The sequence below is a fragment of the Plasticicumulans acidivorans genome, from assembly GCF_003182095.1.
GTDB classification, from domain to species: Bacteria; Pseudomonadota; Gammaproteobacteria; order Competibacterales; family Competibacteraceae; genus Plasticicumulans; species Plasticicumulans acidivorans.
Window position 1 is genome coordinate 114,478 of record NZ_QGTJ01000006.1, and the last position, 17,147, is coordinate 131,624.

Here is a 17,147-nt window from a genome sequence, read left to right on the forward strand (position 1 = left end):
GCATTCAGCCGGCGCCGACCGCGCGCAGGACTTCACCCGCTGCCAGCGCCGGTGCCGCCACCGCGCCGAGGCACTGGCCGCGAGCGGCCTCGCGGCTGTTGCAGAAGGCCTCGGCCAGCACGCCCGGCGTGCGCAGCAGGCAGCTCGCTTCCAGCGCCACGGCCAGTTCCTCGGCGAGCCAGCGCGCCTGCGCTTCGACGGGCTCGCGGCGCAGCTGATCCTTGATGCGTGCGACCTGGCGGTCATGGGCCGGGTGGATGCCCAGCGGGCGTTCGAGCTCGCTGATCAGGACCTCGCGGGCGTGCGGTTCGCGCGCCAGCACGCGCAGCAGGTCGAGGCACATGACGTTGCCGGCGCCTTCCCAGATCGAGTTCAGCGGCGACTGGCGAAACGGACGGGCGATCGGGCCTTCCTCGATGTAGCCGTTGCCGCCGAGCACCTCCATCGTTTCGGCCACCACCGTCGGCGTGCGCTTGCAGATCCAGTATTTGGCGAGCGGCGTCAGCAGGCGCTTGAGCAGGCGCTCGCCACCGTCGCCGGGGTGATCCACGGTCGCCGCCGCACGCAGGCACAGCGCGCTGTGGCCGGCGCATTCGAGCGCCAGATCGGCGAGCACCGCAGCCATCAGCGGCTGCTCGATCAGGGGCTTGCCGAAGGCGTGGCGATGGCGGGCATGGTGCAGCGCCTCGCTGAACACGCCGTGCATGATGCCGGCCGAGCCGCTGGCACAGTCGAGGCGGGTGTGGTTGGCCATCTCGATGATGGTGGCGATGCCGCGTCCCTCGCCGCCGATCGGCCAGGCCAGCGCGGCGTCGAACTCGACCTCGGCACTGGCGTTGGCGTGGTCGCCGAGCTTGTCCTTGGTGCGCTGGATGCGTACCGCGTTGCGCCGGCCGTCCGGCAGAAAGCGCGGCAGGAAAAAACACGACAGCCCGTCCGCCGCCTGCGCCGTGACCAGATGCGCATCGCTGTTCGGCACTGAAAAGAACCACTTGTGACCGGTCAGCGCATACCAGCCGTCACCCGCCGGCACCGCGCGCGTGGTGTTGGCGCGCAGGTCCGAGCCACCCTGTTTTTCGGTCAGCCCCATGCCGATCAGCAGGCCGGACTTCTGCGCGATCGGCAAGTCGCGGCCGTCGTGCACCGGCGCCTGCAGCAGGCGCAGCCAGGGATCGGCCAGCGCCGGGCTGAGGGCGAGCAGCGGCACGGCACTGTGGCTCATCGTCGCCGGGCACAGGCTGCCGCATTCGACCTCGGCGAACAGCTGGAACAGCGCCGCGCGGCGTACCGCGGCGCCGGTGCGGGCATCGTGCCAGGCGGCGCCGGCCAGACACTGGCGCTTGAGCCAGTCGAGGCAGGCATGCCAGGCGGGGTCGAAATCGAAGCGGTCGAGGCGGTGGCCGAAGCGGTCGAACAGACGCAGCCGCGGCCGGTTGCGGTTGGCGGTCTCGCCGCGCTCGATCCATTCGCCACTGCCGAGCTCGACACCGCGGGCGATCAGTTCCTCGTCGGCCCAGGGCGCGCCCTCGCGCGCCAGTGCCGCGCGCAGCGGCGGGTTGGCCAGAAAGCGGTTGAAGTCGCGCAGCGGTGGCGGCTGGTTGCTGACCTCATGGGTGGCAGGCATGGCGGAGCTCCGTGACCCGGGCAGGCCTTGAGCTTAGGTGCTCGCCAGCGCGATGCCCTTGTCCCCGCTTTGCAACCTGCGGGCTCTATACCGCCGCAGGCGCGGGCGTCGCGGGACTTTCGGGATGAGCAAAGGCCATGCAGCTGAGCAATGACAGGCCGCTGATCAGCTGGGTGTTGTCGGCGGGGTTTACGCTGGGCGGGCTGGTGCCTGCGGTTACGCCGCTGCGCGGCGATGCGCCACCGTCGCTGTGGTCCGTCCTGCTGCCCGCCGGGTTCTGCCTGATCAGCCTGCTGCTGACGATCCGCTCGATGCAGCGGCCCTGCGTGCACGTCGTGGTGCGCTCGGATCGCCTGGTGTGCATCGAAAAGCGTTATCCGCTGCGACGGGAATCCCTGCGCCTGCGACCGGAGCAGATCACGGCGCTGCGTCTGGTCGCGGACGTCGACGCCGAAAGCTCTACCTATTACTCGGTGGTGCTGCAGCCCGTCAGCGGGCCGGCGGTGGTCATCAAGGAAGGTTTCAGCAAGTCCCGCTGCGAAGCGGTGCGGGCGCAGTTCGCGGCGGCGATCGGCAAGGCTTAGCCGGGGCGGTGCTGCACTGCCGGGTGTGGGCTGCGTCAACCGGTACCCGGCCTGCGACACCGGTTCTGCCGCCAGCGGCTATCATCGGCGCAGGTGGCCGGCGGTCGTGATCGCGCCGATCCGTGCGCCACGTCAGGGACTGCAATGCGTTCGGGATGAGCGGAAATCATGAAGCTGAGCCATCGCATTCCGCTGTTCGGCTGGGTGTTTGCGGCGATCTTTCTGCTGTTTTGCACCTTGTTCACCTACCTGATGGTTCGTGACCACTGGCGGGTGCCGATTTATCCACCAGACAAGCCGGGCTATTACCCGCCGCTGTTGCTCATGCTGCTGCTCGGCGTGTTCTGGCTGTTCGCGCTGGGGCTGGCGGGCTACGTGCTGCGCTTCCCGTGTGTGCGTATCGAAGTGCGGCCGGATCGCTCGCTGAGCATCGACCAGCGCTACCTCTGGCGTCGCGAGACCCTGTTGCTGCTGCCCGAGCAGATCGTTTCGGTGTGCCTGGTCGAGAGCCGGGATGCCGAAGGCGACCCTTATTACGCGGTGCAGCTGCAGCCGCTGAGCAGTCCGGCGGTGGTCATCAGCGAAGGCTCGGACAAAGCCGGCTGCGAGGCGATCCGCAGGCAATTCGCCGCTGCACTCGGCAAGCCGTAGCGGTGCGGCTGGCCGCTGGCGATTTTCATGCGCTGCCCGGCAAGCGGGCTTTGAACGTCAGCCGCTCGATGCAGGGGCGAGGCCCGCGTGCGCCCGGCAGAAACTCCGGCACGCCAGCCCTGCTGCCGGCCGTGGCGGTTGGCTAAGCTCGAACGATACGCCGCCGCGCCTGCGCGGCTGGTCATCTTCCCGACCCGCCAGCGGAGTGCATGCCATGGACCCCTGGGAAAAGCTGAAGGCGCTGAGCGGTGCGATCGCCGCGGTGGTGCTGCCGGTGGTGCTGCTGGTGGTCGGCAATAATTTTTCCGCGGCAACCAAGGAGCGCGAGCTGCAGGGCAAGTTCGTCGAGCTGGCCTCGCAGGTCCTGCGCGAGGCGCCGCGCGAGGAGACGAAGAACCTGCGGCAGTGGGCGACCGACGTCATCAACCGCTATTCCGGCGTGCCGATGTCGGCGGCGGCGCAGAAGGATCTGGTCGAGCAGACCGCCCTGCCGGCACTGGCGCAGAGCGTGGTGGCGCCGAGTACGCAGTGGGGCGTGGTGTTCGGTGCCGACAGCGAGCTCGACAAGGCGAAGTACGAAGTCGAGGTGGCCGGGCCGAAAGTCGGTGTCGACGGCGGTCTGATCTACCTGCGCGGCAAGGTGTATCGCAGCGTCGCCGTGTTCACGCAGCGCAGCGATGCCGAGGATGCACTCGCCAAAGCGCGCAACCGGCGCGCCGATGCCTACATCGTCGACATGGCGAGCTGGTGTCCGGTGTCGGTGCAGCAGGCGGGCTATCGCCAGTGCAGCGCGCCGTAGCCGGCCGCCCCTGGGCAGGGCCGTGGCGCTATGCTCGCGGCCGGCGTTGCCGTGAGGTTTGAGATATGTCTGGCGAAACACCGATACCGCGCACGGCTTCGGCGAGCAGCGTCGCCCTCGGCGCCGCCGTGCTGTTCGGGCTGAGCACGCCGCTGGCCAAGACCCTGCTGGCGGAGCTGCCGCCGACGCTGCTCGCCGGGCTGCTGTATCTCGGCGCCGGCATCGGCCTGGCGCTGCTGCGCCGGCTGCGGCCGAGCCGGCGCGAGGCGCCACTGACGCGTGCGGCGCTGCCGGGGCTGGCGAGCGCGATCGGCTTCGGCGGCGTGCTCGGTCCGCTGCTGCTGATGTGGGGGCTGAGCCGCACGCCGGCGTCCAGCGCCTCGCTGCTGCTCAGCCTGGAAGGCGTGTTCACCGCACTGCTGGCCTGGTGTGTCTGGCATGAGGCGACCGACCGGCGGCTGGTGCTCGGCATGCTGCTGATCGTCGCCGGCAGCCTGTGCCTGGGCTGGACCGGCGTGTTCGAGGCCGGTGCGCTGTGGCCGGCGCTGGCGATCGTCGGTGCCTGCCTGTGTTGGGGGCTCGACAACAACCTGACGCGCTCGATCGCGCAGTACGACGCCGCCCAGATCGCCAGCCTCAAGGGCCTGTGCGCCGGTGCGCTCAATGTCGCGCTGGCCGCCGCCGGCGGTGCGACGCTGCCACCGGCGATGACGCTGCTTGCGGCGCTGCTGGTCGGTTTTCTCGGCTACGGCCTGAGTCTGGTGCTGTTCGTGCGCGCGCTGGCGCGCCTGGGCAGTGCGCGCACCGGTGCTTACTTCTCGCTGGCGCCGTTCGTCGGCGCGCTCGGCGGTCTGCTGCTCGGCGAGCCGGGCGGGCCGCTGTTCTGGCTCGCCTTCGCGCTGATGGCCGGCGGGCTGTGGCTGCACCTGAGCGAGCGCCACGCCCACGAGCACCGGCACGAGGCGCTGCAACACGCCCACCGGCACGTGCACGATGCGCATCACCAGCACGCGCATGACTTCCCCTGGGATGGCTGCGAGCCGCACGCCCATCCGCATCAGCACGGGCCGCTGGTGCACACGCATGCCCATCATCCGGATCTGCATCATCGCCACGGGCATTGAGCATCAGTGCCCGTGACCGCTGCAAGGAGGCCGCCATGGCGGTGCAGTGTTCGGTGTTCATCGCCAGCAGCCTGGATGGCTTCATCGCCCGTGCCGATGGCCGCATCGACTGGCTGGAGGCCGCCAACGCGCGGCTGCCCGCCGGCGAGGACTGCGGTTATGCCGAGTTCATGCGCTCGGTCGATGCGCTGGTGATGGGCCGCCACACCTTCGAGCTGGCTCAGACCTTCACGCCGTGGCCGTATGCGCAGACGCCGGTGAGCGTGCTCAGCAGCCGGCCGCTGGCGATCGCGCCGGCGCTGCAGGCCACGGTCAGCGCTTCCAGCGAAACCCCGCAGGCGCTGTGCGAGCGTCTCGGCCGTGCCGGCGCGCGGCGGCTGTACGTCGACGGCGGCCTCACCATCCAGCGCTTTCTGGCCGCCGGCCTGATCGACGATCTGACCGTGACGCTGATTCCCTGCCTGCTCGGCAGCGGGCGGCGGCTGTTCGGTGTGCTGCCGGCCGACATCCAGCTCGAACGGCTCGACACTCGCAGCTATCCCTTTGGCTTCGTGCAGCTGCGCTACGCCGTCGTGCGCGGGCACTGAGATTGCCCGTGCAGCGGCGCCGGCTGTTAGCCAACGGGCGACAAGCAGCCGCGAGCGGTGCAGGCTGCGCCCTGTGACGGTCGCGAAAGGAATTCCAAACCATGAAACCAACGATTGCCGTGATCGCCCCGGGCGAAATGGGGGCAGCCATCGGAGCGCGCCTGCGCAGTGGTGCGGCGCGGGTGCTGACCTCGCTGCAGGGGCGCAGTGCGGCGAGTGTGCGCCGGGCCGCCGCGGCCGGCCTCGAAGCCGTCGACGATGCCGAGCTGATGCAGGCCGAGGTGTTCCTGTCGATCGTGCCGCCGGATCAGGCCCTGCCGCTGGCACAGCGCTTCGCCGCGCTCGCCGGCGCCGGCGGCCGGCTGCCGCTCTACGTTGACCTCAACGCCATCGAGCCGCAGACGGTGCAGCGCGTCGAAGCCGTCATCATGGCCGCCGGCGGGCGCTTCGTCGATGGCTGCATCATCGGCTTTCCACCTGGCGTCGAGGGCGACGGGCCGACGCTCTACCTGAGCGGGGCGGTCGGCGAACTGGGCCAGCTGTTGAGCACGCACGGTCTGATGACGCGGGTGATGGACGCTCCGAGCGGTGCCGCCTCGGCGCTGAAGATGGCCTATTCGGGCATCAGCAAGGGCCTGATCGCCCTGGGGGCGAGCATGCTGCTGGCCGCCGAGCGCCACGGCGTGCTGCCCTGCCTGCTCGATGAACTCGGCCAGAGCCAGCCGGAGCTGCTGCAGCGTTTTCAGCGGGCGGTACCGAGCATGCTGCCCAAGGCGTACCGCTGGGCGCCGGAAATGCGCGAGATCGAGGCCTTTATCGGTACGGACTGGCCGGAGAGCGGCATCTACGCGGCGATGGCGCGCTTTTATGAGCGCATCGCCGGCCTCGACGCCGACGATGCCAGCTTCCAGCGCCTGCGGCGGCCGGGCGGCGAGCGCAGCTGACGCCGCCGGCGGTGTGGGCCGTGCGCCGGCTCGTAAAGATCGACGCGCGCAATCTGCCACCCGAAGCGTTAGCGCATCTTCGCCGGCCGGCATTTGTTCTGCTTAAGCGGGGCAATACGCGGGTGCACATTACCGGGGGGCGCAGGGTGCATGTGGGCACCCTGATGACATGGGCGCGGCGCGTCGAGGCCAGTCGTGTCGATGCAGCGCAGGCAACATGGCCACTGTCATGGCTCGGGACGAACGCTGGCGCAGGTTCAAGCGGCACCGTTGCGTCGAAGGTCATCGCTTCGAATTTCGCCCAATTCCAACTGGAGTTAACGCTGCGAAATCGCCGAGCGCTCCATCGTCTTGCTGAAAGACCTGATTCAGGACGTGGAGAGCAAGGTTTTCACAGTCGCCGGCAATCTGCGCCTGCGGCGCGCCAATCGCGTACGGGAGTGGGGGCGGAGAACGTCGGGAAGATCGAATGGTTCTGCCTGCCGTCGTGTGCGCTCGAACTCAATCCAGACCTGAAAACGGCGATACGCTCCGGCGCAATTGCCGGGAGTGCCCGTATGTACGGCGCCAATCATTCTTCCTTGAGCGTTTTGCCATGTACAAAGCACTTAAGATTTTTGTTGTTATCTGGGCTTGGGGCTGTTGGGCCTGGGTTGCTTATAGTCATCAATGGGTTTGTCTGGCGATTTCGGTAATCCCATACTGGCTGTTTAATAGCTTTGGTCATCGTCTTGATAAAAACCAGGATTAGTTAGCTAACAGTTCTGTTTAGCAGGCCGCCTTCGGTGGCCGCTGCAGTTAAGCGTTCAATGTCACCAGCGCGGCCATCAAGCCGGCCTTCAGCTTCGGCTGAGCCACGGGGCGGACACGTCATGACGCAGAGGGAGGCGCATGAACCAGCAGGCGGGACGCCGGCGTTTTCTGCAACTGATCGTCGCCGGTGTGTGCGGCGGCGGATTCGGTCGGGCCGCGGCGGTTGAGGCGTCCTTCAGCACGCGGCTGGCGGTGCTCGAAGGCACGCTCGGCGCGGAGGCGCGTCTCGGCGTTGCGGTGCTCGATACGCACAGCGGCGAGCTGCGCGGGCGGCGGCTCGATGAGCGTTTTCCGCTGTGCAGCACCTTCAAGCTGATCGCCTGCGGCGCGCTGCTGGCGCGGGTCGAGGCCGCCGCGCTCGATCTGGTGCAGCCGGTGGCGATCCGTGCTGAGGACATCGTCAGCCACTCGCCGCTGACCGGCCCGCGCGTCGGCGGCACGATGCGCTTCGCCGAGCTGTGCGCGGCGGCGCTGACGCAAAGCGACAATACCGCCGGCAACCTGATCCTGCGCGCGATCGGCGGCCCGGCAGGGCTGACCGCCTATGTCCGCGCGCTCGGCGATACGCAGACCCGGCTCGACCGCTGGGAAACCGCGCTCAATGCCGCGACGCCCGGCGATGTGCGCGACACCACCACGCCGGCGGCGATGGCGCGTCTGCTGCACACGCTGCTGCTCGGCGAGCGACTGGCGCCGGCCGCGCGCACCCGGCTGATCGAGTGGCTGCTCGCCAACCGCACCGGCGACGCCAAGCTGCGTGCCGGCCTGCCGCCCGGCTGGCGCATCGGCGACAAGACCGGTGGCGGCGAGTACGGCACCAGCAACGATGTCGCCATCATCTGGCCGGGGCAGGGGCCGGCGCTGATCGTCTGCGTCTACCTGACGCAGAGCACGGCGAGCTTCGCTGCCCGCGACCATGCCATCGCCGAGGTGGCGCGGATGCTGGCGCCGGCCTGAGCGCGCCGGCTCACTCCCGGCCGAGCAGGCGGAAGCCGCCGCTGCCGGTGGCACGGAAACCGACGGTGATGCCGAAGTGCTGCAGCAGCCAGCTGGCGGTCAGCTTGGCGTGGACCCTGATTTCAGTGTCGACCTCACCGCGGCCGATGTTGGCCGGATTCGACAGGTTCGCCGAGCCGCTGGCGCTGCACGGGAAGTTCACCGTGCACTGGGTGACGTTGACGTAGACATCCGGCAGGTAATGCCCGGCCGGCGCCTTCGAGCCGGCCACCGGCGTGGCGGCGTATTTGCCTTCGGCGCGGACCTTGATCGTCACGTAGTTGATCTTGCCGAAAATCGTCAGCGCGTCGTTGACCTCCCAGGTGTACGTGCCGGAGACGCCGTCGCGGGCGTTTTCGTAGTCGAGCGGATCGGTCGCGGCGGCCGACAGCACCGAGGACTTGGCGTCAGCGCTCTTACCGACGGCCTTGTTGTCCTTGATGATGTCCCAGACCAGCTTGGCGGCGGCCAGCGCGTTGTTTTCGGCACCCAGCGCCAGCGTGCCGGTCTGCACCTGGCGGTTGAGCTGGCGCAGCTCGTCCTGATGCCAGGTTTCGCTGCTCAGCGTCAGCTGATTGTCCGGCGCGACGTCATAGCTGGCGTGGTAGAGCAGCTCGCCATCGGGGCCGGTGAGCGTTTCGACCAGCTTCTTGCCGGCTTGCGCGGAAAGTAAGGGCATGGGGTGTTCTCCTCCTGCGCGCGTTGGCGGCTGCGCGCCGGCCCGCGTGCCGCAGGCAACGGTCAGCTGCAGCCGACGGCGGCTGTGTTCGTCTGTCGACCGCCGGCCGGCGGCCGCATGCGCGCGGCCCTGGCTGGAAGAGAAGATTCGTCGGCCGCTGAGGGGGTTATAGCCGACGGTACGGAGCGACGACCGTGCGCAGCGGCAAAAACTCGAATACGCTGGCGGCACACCGTCGACGACAGAGACGTCTCCGATGCCATCCGCAATCCGCCGCTGCCTGTTGCTGAGCCCCTGCCTCGCGGCCGCTGTCCAGGCCGGGGAGCTGGATCAGAACCGAGCTATTGATACCGCCAAAGCCGCGCTCGACAGCCTCTACGCCACGCTTGGGCCGTGGGGAACCGGGCTGCTGCTGCTCGTGCTGATCGCAGCGCTCGCCTTCGTCTGCTGGTACTACCTCAAGACCGACAAAGACCCGGTGCACGGGGTCAGTTTTGGTGATGGGGCGAAAGTAGAGACGGGCGGCGGCGGCGTCATCGGCCGGGTGCATGACGGTGCGGTGGTGACGCATGGTCCGGTGACCGCCCCTGTGTCATCGATCCATAACAGCCCGCATGCTCAGCTCACGATCAACCAGCGCGATCCGCTCGATCGCCAGACCATTGAGCTGTTGCAGCGCCAACTGGGTGACAACCAGGAAGCGCTGACCCGTGCGCAAGCCGAACTGAACGCCGCCCGTGAAGAACTGGCCGCGCGCAGTCAAAACGATCGCCGCGCCGAGGAAGCTCTACGGGCGATGCAGGCGGGCGATGGCCAGCGGGCGGCCGCTCTGTTTGCCGAGGATGAAGCCAAGCAGGCCGCCGCTGGCCGCGCGGCCCTGCACAAGGCGGCCACCGCCGCCAAATATCAAGGCGCCCTCGCTTTGACCCGCAGTGTCGAGACAGCGCTGGCCCATTACCGGCAAGCGCTCGAATACGTGCCGGATGATGTCGAAGCGCTGTGGTGGGTCGGCACGCTGGCGCTGCAGACGGGTGATACAGCGCTGGCCCGGCGCAGTTTCGAAGCAGCAATCCGCGTGACAGTCGCTGACAGCCGTGAGCGGGCGGCGATGTTGGATGGACTCGGCGAGGTGGCCCTGGCGCAAGGCGATCTGAGCGCCGCGCGGCAGGCGTATGCGGACAGCCTCGACATCGCCCGGCGTCTGGCCGAGCGCGACGGCAGCAACAGCGAGTGGCAGCGCGACCTGTCGGTGAGCTGGGAGAAGCGCGGCGACGTGGCCCTGGCGCAAGGCGATCTGAGCGCGGCGCGGCAGGCGTATGCGGACAGTCTCGACATCCGCCGACGCCTGGCCGAGCGCGATGGCAGCAACAGCGAGTGGCAGCGCGACCTGTCGGTGAGCTGGGAGAAGCGCGGCGACGTGGCCCTGGCGCAAGGCGATCTGGGCGCGGCGCGGCAGGCGTATGCGGACAGCCTCGCTATCCGCCGGCGTCTGACCGAGCGCGACGGCAGCAACAGCGAGTGGCAGCGCGACCTGTCGGTGAGCTTGATTAAGCTCGGCGACGTGGCCCTGGCGCAGGGTGATCTGAGCGCGGCGCGGCAGGCGTATGCGGATGGCCTCGCTATCCGCCGACGCCTGGCCGAGCGCGACGGCAGCAACAGCCAGTGGCAGCGCGACCTCTGGGTGAGCTGGATCAAGCTCGGCGAGGTGGCCCAGGCGCAAGGCGATCTGAGCGCGGCGCGGCAGGCGTATGCGGACAGCCTCGACATCGCCCGGCGTCTGGCCGAGCGCGACGGCAGCAACAGCCGGTGGCAGCGCGACCTGTCGTTGAGCTGGAACAAGCTCGGCGACGTAGCCCTGGCGCAAGGCGATCTGAGCGCCGCGCGGCAGGCGTATGCGGACAGCCTCGGCATCGCCCGGCGCCTGGCCGAGCGCGACGGCAGCAACAGCCAGTGGCAGCGTGACCTGTCGGTGAGCTGGGAGAGGCTCGGCGACGTGGCCCTGGCGCAAAGCGATCTGAGCGCGGCGCGGCAGGCGTATGCGGACGGCCTCGCTATCCGCCGGCGTCTGACCGAGCGTGACGGCAGCCACAGCGAGTGGCAGCGCGACCTGTCGGTGAGCTTGATTAAGCTCGGCGACGTGGCCCTGGTGCAGGGTGATCTGAGCGCGGCGCGGCAGGCGTATGCGGACGGCCTCGACATCGTCCGGCGTCTGACCGAGCGCGACGGCAGCCACAGCGAGTGGCAGCGCGATCTCACGGTCAGCTGCGTCAAACTCGGTGAGGTCGCGCGGCAGGCCGGCGACGTGGCGGAGGCTCGCCAGCACTGGCTCGAAGCCCAACGCATCAACGCGGCGCTGCGTGCGCGGCAGCCGGAGCATCCGCAGTGGCGTGAGGATGGTGAGCTGCTCGCGCAGGCGTTGGCGGAGCTCGACGCAAAGCCGTAGGGCTTCAGCCGTTGCCGATTTCGTCGAGCGCTTCGATCAGTACTGTTGCGGGGTCGATGCCGGCGATTTCGGTCTGCAGTGCCTGCAGGGCCTGTTCGCGGGCGGGGTTGGTGGTGAGCATGGCGTCGAGGGCCTGCTCGACGCGGTCGCGGTTGATGCGGTCGCCGCGCACGCTGCGCAGGACGCCGCGGCGCTCGAAGGCGGCGCAGTTGAGAAACTGATCGAGGTTGCCGGGCACGGCGATGCCCGGGCGGCCGGCGGCAGCGGCGATGGCGGTCATCTGGCTGCCGCCGTTGCTGACGATCAGGCCGACCTGCGCGGCGGTCGGCGTCGGTGGCAGCAGCTCGGTGACGAACACCTCCGGATCGCTGAAAGCCTCGACCGGCCGGCCGGCGGTCGACAGCAGCACCGTCAGCGCGCGCGCGCGCGCCGCCTCGACCAGCGGACGCAGCCGGCGCAGGTCGCCGGAGCTGCCGAGGGTGATCCAGGCCAGCGTGCGCGGCTCGCGTGCGCTGATCTGCGGCCACCAGTCCGGCAGCGCCACCGGCGGTTCCCACGGCAGGTAGCCGAGGAAGCGGCAGCGGGCGTGCTCGCGCAGCGCCGGATACAGCGAGGGCAGGTCGGCGAGCAGCAGGCTGTCGGCGTCGGTGTAGACGGCGGCGAGCTGTGCCGGCAGCGCCGGCAGGCCGTGTTCGCGGCGCAGCTGATTGAGGGCGCGGGCGTGGACGCGCTGGGCGATCGGCCACGACAGCGTGAACAGCGTCTGCGCCAGCGCCAGCGGCAGCCAGGTGAGGAAGGCCAGATCCGGCACCGGCACCGCCGTGCGGGCGCTCTCGCGCCAGTAGGCGTTGGCGATGTTCAGGTAGGGCACGCCGGCGAGGCGGGCACTGACCGACAGCGACAGGCGAAAGTCGCCGATCACCGCCGTCGGGCGCAGCCGCGCGAGCAGCGCGCGGTCGGCATCGACGTAGGCGCGCAGCTCCGCCAGGCGGTAGACCGGCGCACCGCGCGCCAGGCGCTGGGCGAAGCTCGCCGGGGCGATGCTGTCCAGCGGGTAGAAGTCGATGCCGGCCGGGATCAGCGCACGGTGGCGCTCGGCGCAGGCGATGGCGACCTCGCGGCCGGCGCGCTGCAGGCATTGCGCCAGGAACAGCGGGCGGGCGAGGTGGGCGAGGGTGACGGTTTCGGCGACGAACAGGATCGGCATGGAGCACCTCGCTGGGCGGCGGATGGTTGCCGCTTGCTTCCCGGCAAGCGCGTATGCACGCGCCCGACATTGCGTGGCAGACCGTAGCCGAGCGCCGGGCGGGCGTCACCTGCCAGCGGCGTTGACGCGCGCGGTTTGGCGTTTTGATGCATCAAAACAGGCCGCGCCGGCGGCTTGCCGGCGGCGGCGGCGGCGTTCACGCTGTCGGCCCGCAACGTGCGACCGGAGCCTGCCGTGGACGATGAAGAACTGCTGCGCTACAGCCGCCAGATCATGCTGCCGGAGATCGACATCGACGGGCAGGAAAAACTGCGCGCGGCGCACGCGCTGATCATCGGCCTCGGTGGCCTCGGCTCACCGGTAGCGATGTATCTGGCGGCGGCCGGTGTCGGCCGGCTGACGCTGGTCGACTTCGATACGGTCGACCTGAGCAATCTGCAGCGGCAGATCATCCACAGCAGCGCCGACATCGGCCGGCTCAAGGTCGACTCGGCGCGTGAGCGGCTGGCGGCGCTGAATCCGCTGGTCGAGGTGGCGACGCTCGCTCACGCGCTCGCGGCGGACGAACTCGCCGCCGCGGTGGCGGCAGCCGACGTGGTGCTCGACTGCAGCGACAATCTGGCGACGCGGCTGGCGATCAACGCCGCCTGCTACGCCGCCGGCACGCCGCTGGTGATCGGCGCGGCGATCCGCATGGAAGGGCAGGCTCTGGTGGTCGATCCGCGCCAGCCGCAGGCGCCGTGCTACCGCTGCCTGTACCGCGACGCCGGCGAGGTCGAGGAAACCTGCACGCAGTCCGGCGTGCTGGCGCCGATCGTCGGCGTGGTCGGCAGCCTGCAGGCGCTGGAGGCGATCAAGCTGCTGTGCGGCGTCGGCGAGCCGCTGCTCGGCCGCCTGCTGCTGATCGACGCCGCGGCGATGGAATTCACCGAGGTGCGGGTGCCGAAGTTCGCCGGCTGCCCGGTGTGCGGGCAGGCGGGCTGAGCGCGTGCTGCGTGCAGCGGAGTGGATCGCCGGGCTCGGCCTCGCGCCGCACCCGGAGGGCGGCCATTACCGGCGCGTCGCTACGGCGGCGCACACGCTGGCGGCCGCGGCCCTGCCGGCCGGCTTCGGCGGCGACCGCCCCGGCGCGACGGCGATCCACTACCTGCTGCAGCGTGGCGAGCATTCGCGCTGGCACCGGCTGAAGGCCGAGGAATGGTGGCTGCTGCAGGCCGGCGGGCCGCTCGATCTGCACCTGCTGCTGGCGGACGGCAGCCACCGGCTGCTGCGGCTCGGTTACGCGCTCGCCGCCGGCGAAACCCTGCACGCGGTGGTGCCGCCCGGCTGCTGGTTCGCGGCGGAAACGGTGGCGGAATTCGCGCTGCTTGCCTGTATTGTCACGCCGGGCTTCAATTTTGCCGATTTTGAACTGGCCGAGCCGGCCAGCTTGCGCGCCAGCTATCCACAAGTGACTGAATTGATTGATCATCTCGGCTGAGTGTGAGCCAGCGCATACCACTAAAAATTTCACGATCAGCGGCTTGTTTCGCCGTAGCGCTACGGGCATCATGCGCGCCACGTCAGTGATGTAAAAAAAGCTGACAAAAAAAGACCTTACGTGGCCTGCGCCCGGACCTTTCGAGATGACCGCCAGCATCCGCCTCATCGTCAATGCCGACGACTACGGCTACTTCCACAGCGTCAGCCGCGGCATCCGCGCCGCGCACCGGGCCGGTGCGGTCACGGCGACCGGCATCATGGCCAACGGTCCGGCGTTTGCGGTGGCGGTGGCCGAGCTGGCGGAGCTGCCGCAGCTCGATCTCGGCGTGCACCTGAACCTCAGCTACGGCGCCCCGCTGACGGCGGCACTCGCCGGGCGGCTGGCACAGGGGCGCTTCGCCGGCAAGTTCGCGGCGCTGGCGGCGGTGGCGCGCGGGCACTGGCCGCTGGCGCTGGTCGCGGCGGAATGGCGGGCGCAGATCGAACGCTGCAGCGACGCCGGTCTTAAGGTCTGCTTCATCAACTCCCACGAACATGTGCACATGTACCCGCCGCTGTACCGGATCGCGGCGGGACTGGCGGCGGAATACGGCATTCGCTGGCTGCGGCGCACGACGCCCGAATGGCACGGTTCGCAGGGACTCCTGCGCAATCTGCTGCTCGGCCTGATGGCGGCGCTGACGCCCGCCGATGCGACGCAACCGCGGCTGCTGGGACTCGCCGGCAGTGGCCGGCTCGGTATTCCCGAGCTGCGCACGGCATTGACGGGGCTCGAAGCGGGCCGGACGTATGAACTGATGTGTCATCCGGGGGAGTTCGATGGGGCCGAACTTGTAGACCCGGCCCTGCGTGTCTATCACGACTGGTCACGCGAACTCGCCGCCCTGACACATCCGGACTTCGTCGCGCTGTGCCGCGAGGCCGGAATCCGCCTCGCCACTTTCCGGGAACTTCACCGGGTGTAGGTGCCATGATGCCCCAGCTCGAAATCCTCGAATCCCTGCCGCTGCGCCCGCTGGCGCAGCCGGAAGTCCCTGTGGTCAGCGTGGTGCTGCCCGCGCACAACGAAGGCGACGGCATCCGTCTCGCGCTCGAAACCATCGCCGGCGTGCTGCGCCAGTGCAATGTCAGCTTCGAGCTGATCGTTGTCGACGATGGCTCGCGTGACGACACCTTCGCTCGTGTGCAGGAAGCCGCCGCCCGCCACCCGTATGTGCGCGGCCTGCGCTTCTCGCGCAATTTCGGCAAGGAGGCGGCGCTGCTGGCCGGCCTGCGCGTGGCGCGCGGCCAGGCGGTGATCACCATGGACGCCGATCTGCAGCATCCGCCGAGTGCGATCCCGGAGCTGCTGCGCTGCTGGCGCGAGGGCGCCAAGGTGGTGCATGCGGTCAAGCGTGACCGCTCCACCGACAGCCGCATGCAGCGCCTGCGCGCGCAGCTGTTCAACGGCCTGATCAGCCGCTTCGGCCGCATCGACCTGGCCAATGCCTCGGACTTCAAGCTGCTCGACCGCGTCGCTGTCGACGTGCTGATCGAGCGCCTGCCCGAGCGCGGGCGTTTCTACCGCGGGCTGGCGCAGTGGATCGGCTTCCCGCAGGCGAACGTGCAGTTCAACGTCGCGCCGCGCATCGCTGGTGCCGGCAAATGGTCGCTGCTCGGCCTGGTCAATCTGGCGATGACGGCGATCCTGTCGTTCACCAGCGCGCCGCTGCGTCTGGTGACGATCCTCGGCTTCGTCACGCTGGTGTTCGCCGGCCTGGTCGGCGGCGAGGCGCTGATGTCGTGGGTGCAGGGCAATGCCGCGGCCGGCTTCCTGACGCTGGAGTTCACGCTGCTGATCATCGGCAGCTTCGTGATGATCAGCCTCGGCATCGTCGGCGAATACATCGCCCGCATCTATGAAGAGCTCAAGGGCCGCCCGGCCTATCTGCTCGAAGAACGCGTCGGCTTCGAGGACGACGCCGGCAAGCGCTGAGCACTCAGCGGACATCGCGCGGGCGGCTGCGCAGGCGACCGGACAGCGCGCCCAGGTCGCTGAGCTCGGCCGCTGGCGTGCCAGCACCAAGCCGGCGCAGCTCGCCGGCCTCTCCCGGTGTGAAACTGGCGGCGACCACCGCCAGGCGCTCGATCTGTTCAATGGCGAAGTTCGAATACGAGCTCGTGCTGTGCGGGCGGTAGCGGATCACCGTGGCGACCGTACCGGTGTAGACGTGCTGCAGGGCTTTTCGCGGCGCTTGTGCTCGATGTCGATGTTCGGTCGTTCGGCCCGCTCGCGCGCGAACAGCAGCGCTCTCGGCCGCATCGACTGCGGTGATGCTGAAGGCAGTGGCAGACCGCGGAATTCGCCGCTGAGCCCCGGCGGCTGGCTGCGGACGCTCGCCTCGCCGCAGTGCCGGGGGGGCCGCCGCGCGGCGGGGCCGTCGTTTACAGCCGACCGCAGCGGATCACGCCGACGGCGACGCCTTCGATCACCAGCGCGGCGCCGGTGGCGGGTTCTATCGGGGCGAAGTCGGGATTGGCCGACAGCAGACGCACGCGCTCGCCGGTGCGCTCGAAGCGTTTGACGGTGACTTCGTCGTCGATGCGGGCGACGACGATCTGGCCGTTGCACGCCTCGGGCGTGCACCGCACGACCAGCAGATCGCCGTCGAGGATGCCGGCATCGCGCAGGCTCTGACCCTGCACCCGCAGCAGGTAGTCGGCGTGCGGGCCGAACAGGCGTTCATCGAGCTGGTAACGGGCTTCGATGTTCTGCTCGGCAAGGATCGGCGAGCCGGCGGCAATGCGGCCGATCAGCGGCAGTCCCGTGGCGGTGGCGGTGAACTCCTGCGCCATGGCGCTCAGGCGGATGCCGCGGGAGGCGTGGGCGATCAGCTCGATGGCGCCTTTGCGTTCGAGGGCGCGCAGGTGCACCTCGGCGGCGTTGCCGGAGCTGAAACCGAGCGCACGCGCAATCTCGGCGCGGGTCGGCGGCAGGCCGTGCGCATCGAGATGGTGGCGGATGAAATCAAGCACCTGCTGCTGGCGATCTGTGAGAATTTCCATGCTGTTAATTTAATCAGCGTCCGGGGCGGGTCAAGTCCGCAAGTTTGTGTAAACACGCGATAGGCTGAGGCGCCTTGAAGAGGATTGGCTATGCTCTGCAGCGGAATATGGAGTGATGACCGTCACAGTACAGTGGCGACATCCTGATTCCGCTGTCCGCTGCTTTGTC

Annotated in this window: 17 protein-coding genes; 12 read left to right on the plus strand and 5 right to left on the minus strand. The window is 69.2% G+C overall.

The features are described 5' to 3' along the window. Nucleotides 1–4: 4 nt before the first annotated feature. Entirely contained in the window at nucleotides 5–1,624 is a 1,620-nt protein-coding gene (locus C7443_RS11555; protein ID WP_110018772.1) for an isovaleryl-CoA dehydrogenase, read from the minus strand. A 137-nt stretch (nucleotides 1,625–1,761) separates the two neighbouring features. On the opposite strand from C7443_RS11555, the gene C7443_RS11560 reads away from it, so the two are divergent. The 7 genes from C7443_RS11560 (at nucleotide 1,762) to bla (ending at nucleotide 8,083) form a co-directional block, all read left to right on the plus strand. After that, nucleotides 1,762–2,208, plus strand: a complete 447-nt coding sequence (locus tag C7443_RS11560; protein ID WP_110018773.1) for a hypothetical protein — start codon at nucleotides 1,762–1,764, stop codon at nucleotides 2,206–2,208. A gap of 168 nt (nucleotides 2,209–2,376) precedes the next feature. Then, nucleotides 2,377–2,859: a hypothetical protein gene (locus tag C7443_RS11565; protein WP_110018774.1), complete on the plus strand. Its 483-nt coding sequence runs from the start codon at nucleotides 2,377–2,379 to the stop codon at nucleotides 2,857–2,859. A gap of 214 nt (nucleotides 2,860–3,073) precedes the next feature. Further along, complete coding sequence (locus tag C7443_RS11570; protein ID WP_110018775.1) at nucleotides 3,074–3,658, plus strand: hypothetical protein; 585 nt, start codon at nucleotides 3,074–3,076, stop codon at nucleotides 3,656–3,658. 65 nt (nucleotides 3,659–3,723) lie between these two features. Further along, nucleotides 3,724–4,782, plus strand: a complete 1,059-nt coding sequence (locus C7443_RS11575; RefSeq protein WP_110018776.1) for a DMT family transporter — start codon at nucleotides 3,724–3,726, stop codon at nucleotides 4,780–4,782. 35 nt (nucleotides 4,783–4,817) lie between these two features. Then, nucleotides 4,818–5,369 carry a dihydrofolate reductase family protein gene (locus tag C7443_RS11580; RefSeq protein ID WP_110018777.1) on the plus strand — a complete coding sequence of 184 codons (552 nt, stop codon included), beginning with the start codon at nucleotides 4,818–4,820 and terminating at the stop codon, nucleotides 5,367–5,369. A gap of 101 nt (nucleotides 5,370–5,470) precedes the next feature. Further along, nucleotides 5,471–6,313, plus strand: a complete 843-nt coding sequence (locus C7443_RS11585) for an NAD(P)-dependent oxidoreductase (RefSeq protein ID WP_110018778.1) — start codon at nucleotides 5,471–5,473, stop codon at nucleotides 6,311–6,313. Nucleotides 6,314–7,204: 891 nt separating this feature from the next. After that, nucleotides 7,205–8,083: a class A beta-lactamase gene (gene bla, locus C7443_RS11590; protein ID WP_110018779.1), complete on the plus strand. Its 879-nt coding sequence runs from the start codon at nucleotides 7,205–7,207 to the stop codon at nucleotides 8,081–8,083. A 10-nt stretch (nucleotides 8,084–8,093) separates the two neighbouring features. Here bla and C7443_RS11595 read toward each other — a convergent pair whose 3' ends face one another. Then, nucleotides 8,094–8,801 (minus strand): hypothetical protein, encoded by a 708-nt coding sequence (locus tag C7443_RS11595; RefSeq protein ID WP_110018780.1) that lies wholly within the window; start codon nucleotides 8,799–8,801, stop codon nucleotides 8,094–8,096. Nucleotides 8,802–9,057: 256 nt separating this feature from the next. Between C7443_RS11595 and C7443_RS11600 the strand changes: the two genes are divergently transcribed. Further along, nucleotides 9,058–11,244: a tetratricopeptide repeat protein gene (locus C7443_RS11600; RefSeq protein ID WP_110018781.1), complete on the plus strand. Its 2,187-nt coding sequence runs from the start codon at nucleotides 9,058–9,060 to the stop codon at nucleotides 11,242–11,244. Nucleotides 11,245–11,248: 4 nt separating this feature from the next. Here C7443_RS11600 and C7443_RS11605 read toward each other — a convergent pair whose 3' ends face one another. Then, the gene (locus C7443_RS11605; RefSeq protein WP_110018782.1) at nucleotides 11,249–12,451 is read right to left on the minus strand and encodes a glycosyltransferase; all 1,203 of its coding nucleotides are present in this window, start codon (nucleotides 12,449–12,451) and stop codon (nucleotides 11,249–11,251) included. A gap of 234 nt (nucleotides 12,452–12,685) precedes the next feature. Here C7443_RS11605 and C7443_RS11610 point away from each other — a divergent pair, with 234 nt between their 5' ends. The 4 genes from C7443_RS11610 to C7443_RS11625 all read left to right on the plus strand — a co-directional run bounded on the left by C7443_RS11610 (nucleotide 12,686) and on the right by C7443_RS11625 (nucleotide 15,908). Next, entirely contained in the window at nucleotides 12,686–13,435 is a 750-nt protein-coding gene (locus tag C7443_RS11610; protein ID WP_110018783.1) for a HesA/MoeB/ThiF family protein, read from the plus strand. Between the two features lie 4 nt (nucleotides 13,436–13,439). Further along, nucleotides 13,440–13,931 (plus strand): cupin domain-containing protein, encoded by a 492-nt coding sequence (locus tag C7443_RS11615; protein ID WP_110018784.1) that lies wholly within the window; start codon nucleotides 13,440–13,442, stop codon nucleotides 13,929–13,931. 145 nt (nucleotides 13,932–14,076) lie between these two features. Further along, entirely contained in the window at nucleotides 14,077–14,898 is an 822-nt protein-coding gene (locus C7443_RS11620; protein ID WP_110018785.1) for a carbohydrate deacetylase, read from the plus strand. Nucleotides 14,899–14,903: 5 nt separating this feature from the next. After that, a complete protein-coding gene (locus C7443_RS11625; protein WP_110018786.1) occupies nucleotides 14,904–15,908 on the plus strand; it encodes a glycosyltransferase family 2 protein in 1,005 nt (334 codons plus the stop codon). Between the two features lie 4 nt (nucleotides 15,909–15,912). On the opposite strand, the gene C7443_RS11630 is transcribed toward C7443_RS11625, so the two are convergent. After that, nucleotides 15,913–16,119 carry a hypothetical protein gene (locus C7443_RS11630; RefSeq protein ID WP_110018787.1) on the minus strand — a complete coding sequence of 69 codons (207 nt, stop codon included), beginning with the start codon at nucleotides 16,117–16,119 and terminating at the stop codon, nucleotides 15,913–15,915. 238 nt (nucleotides 16,120–16,357) lie between these two features. Then, nucleotides 16,358–16,978, minus strand: a complete 621-nt coding sequence (gene lexA / locus C7443_RS11635; RefSeq protein ID WP_110018788.1) for a transcriptional repressor LexA — start codon at nucleotides 16,976–16,978, stop codon at nucleotides 16,358–16,360. Nucleotides 16,979–17,147 lie beyond the last annotated feature (169 nt).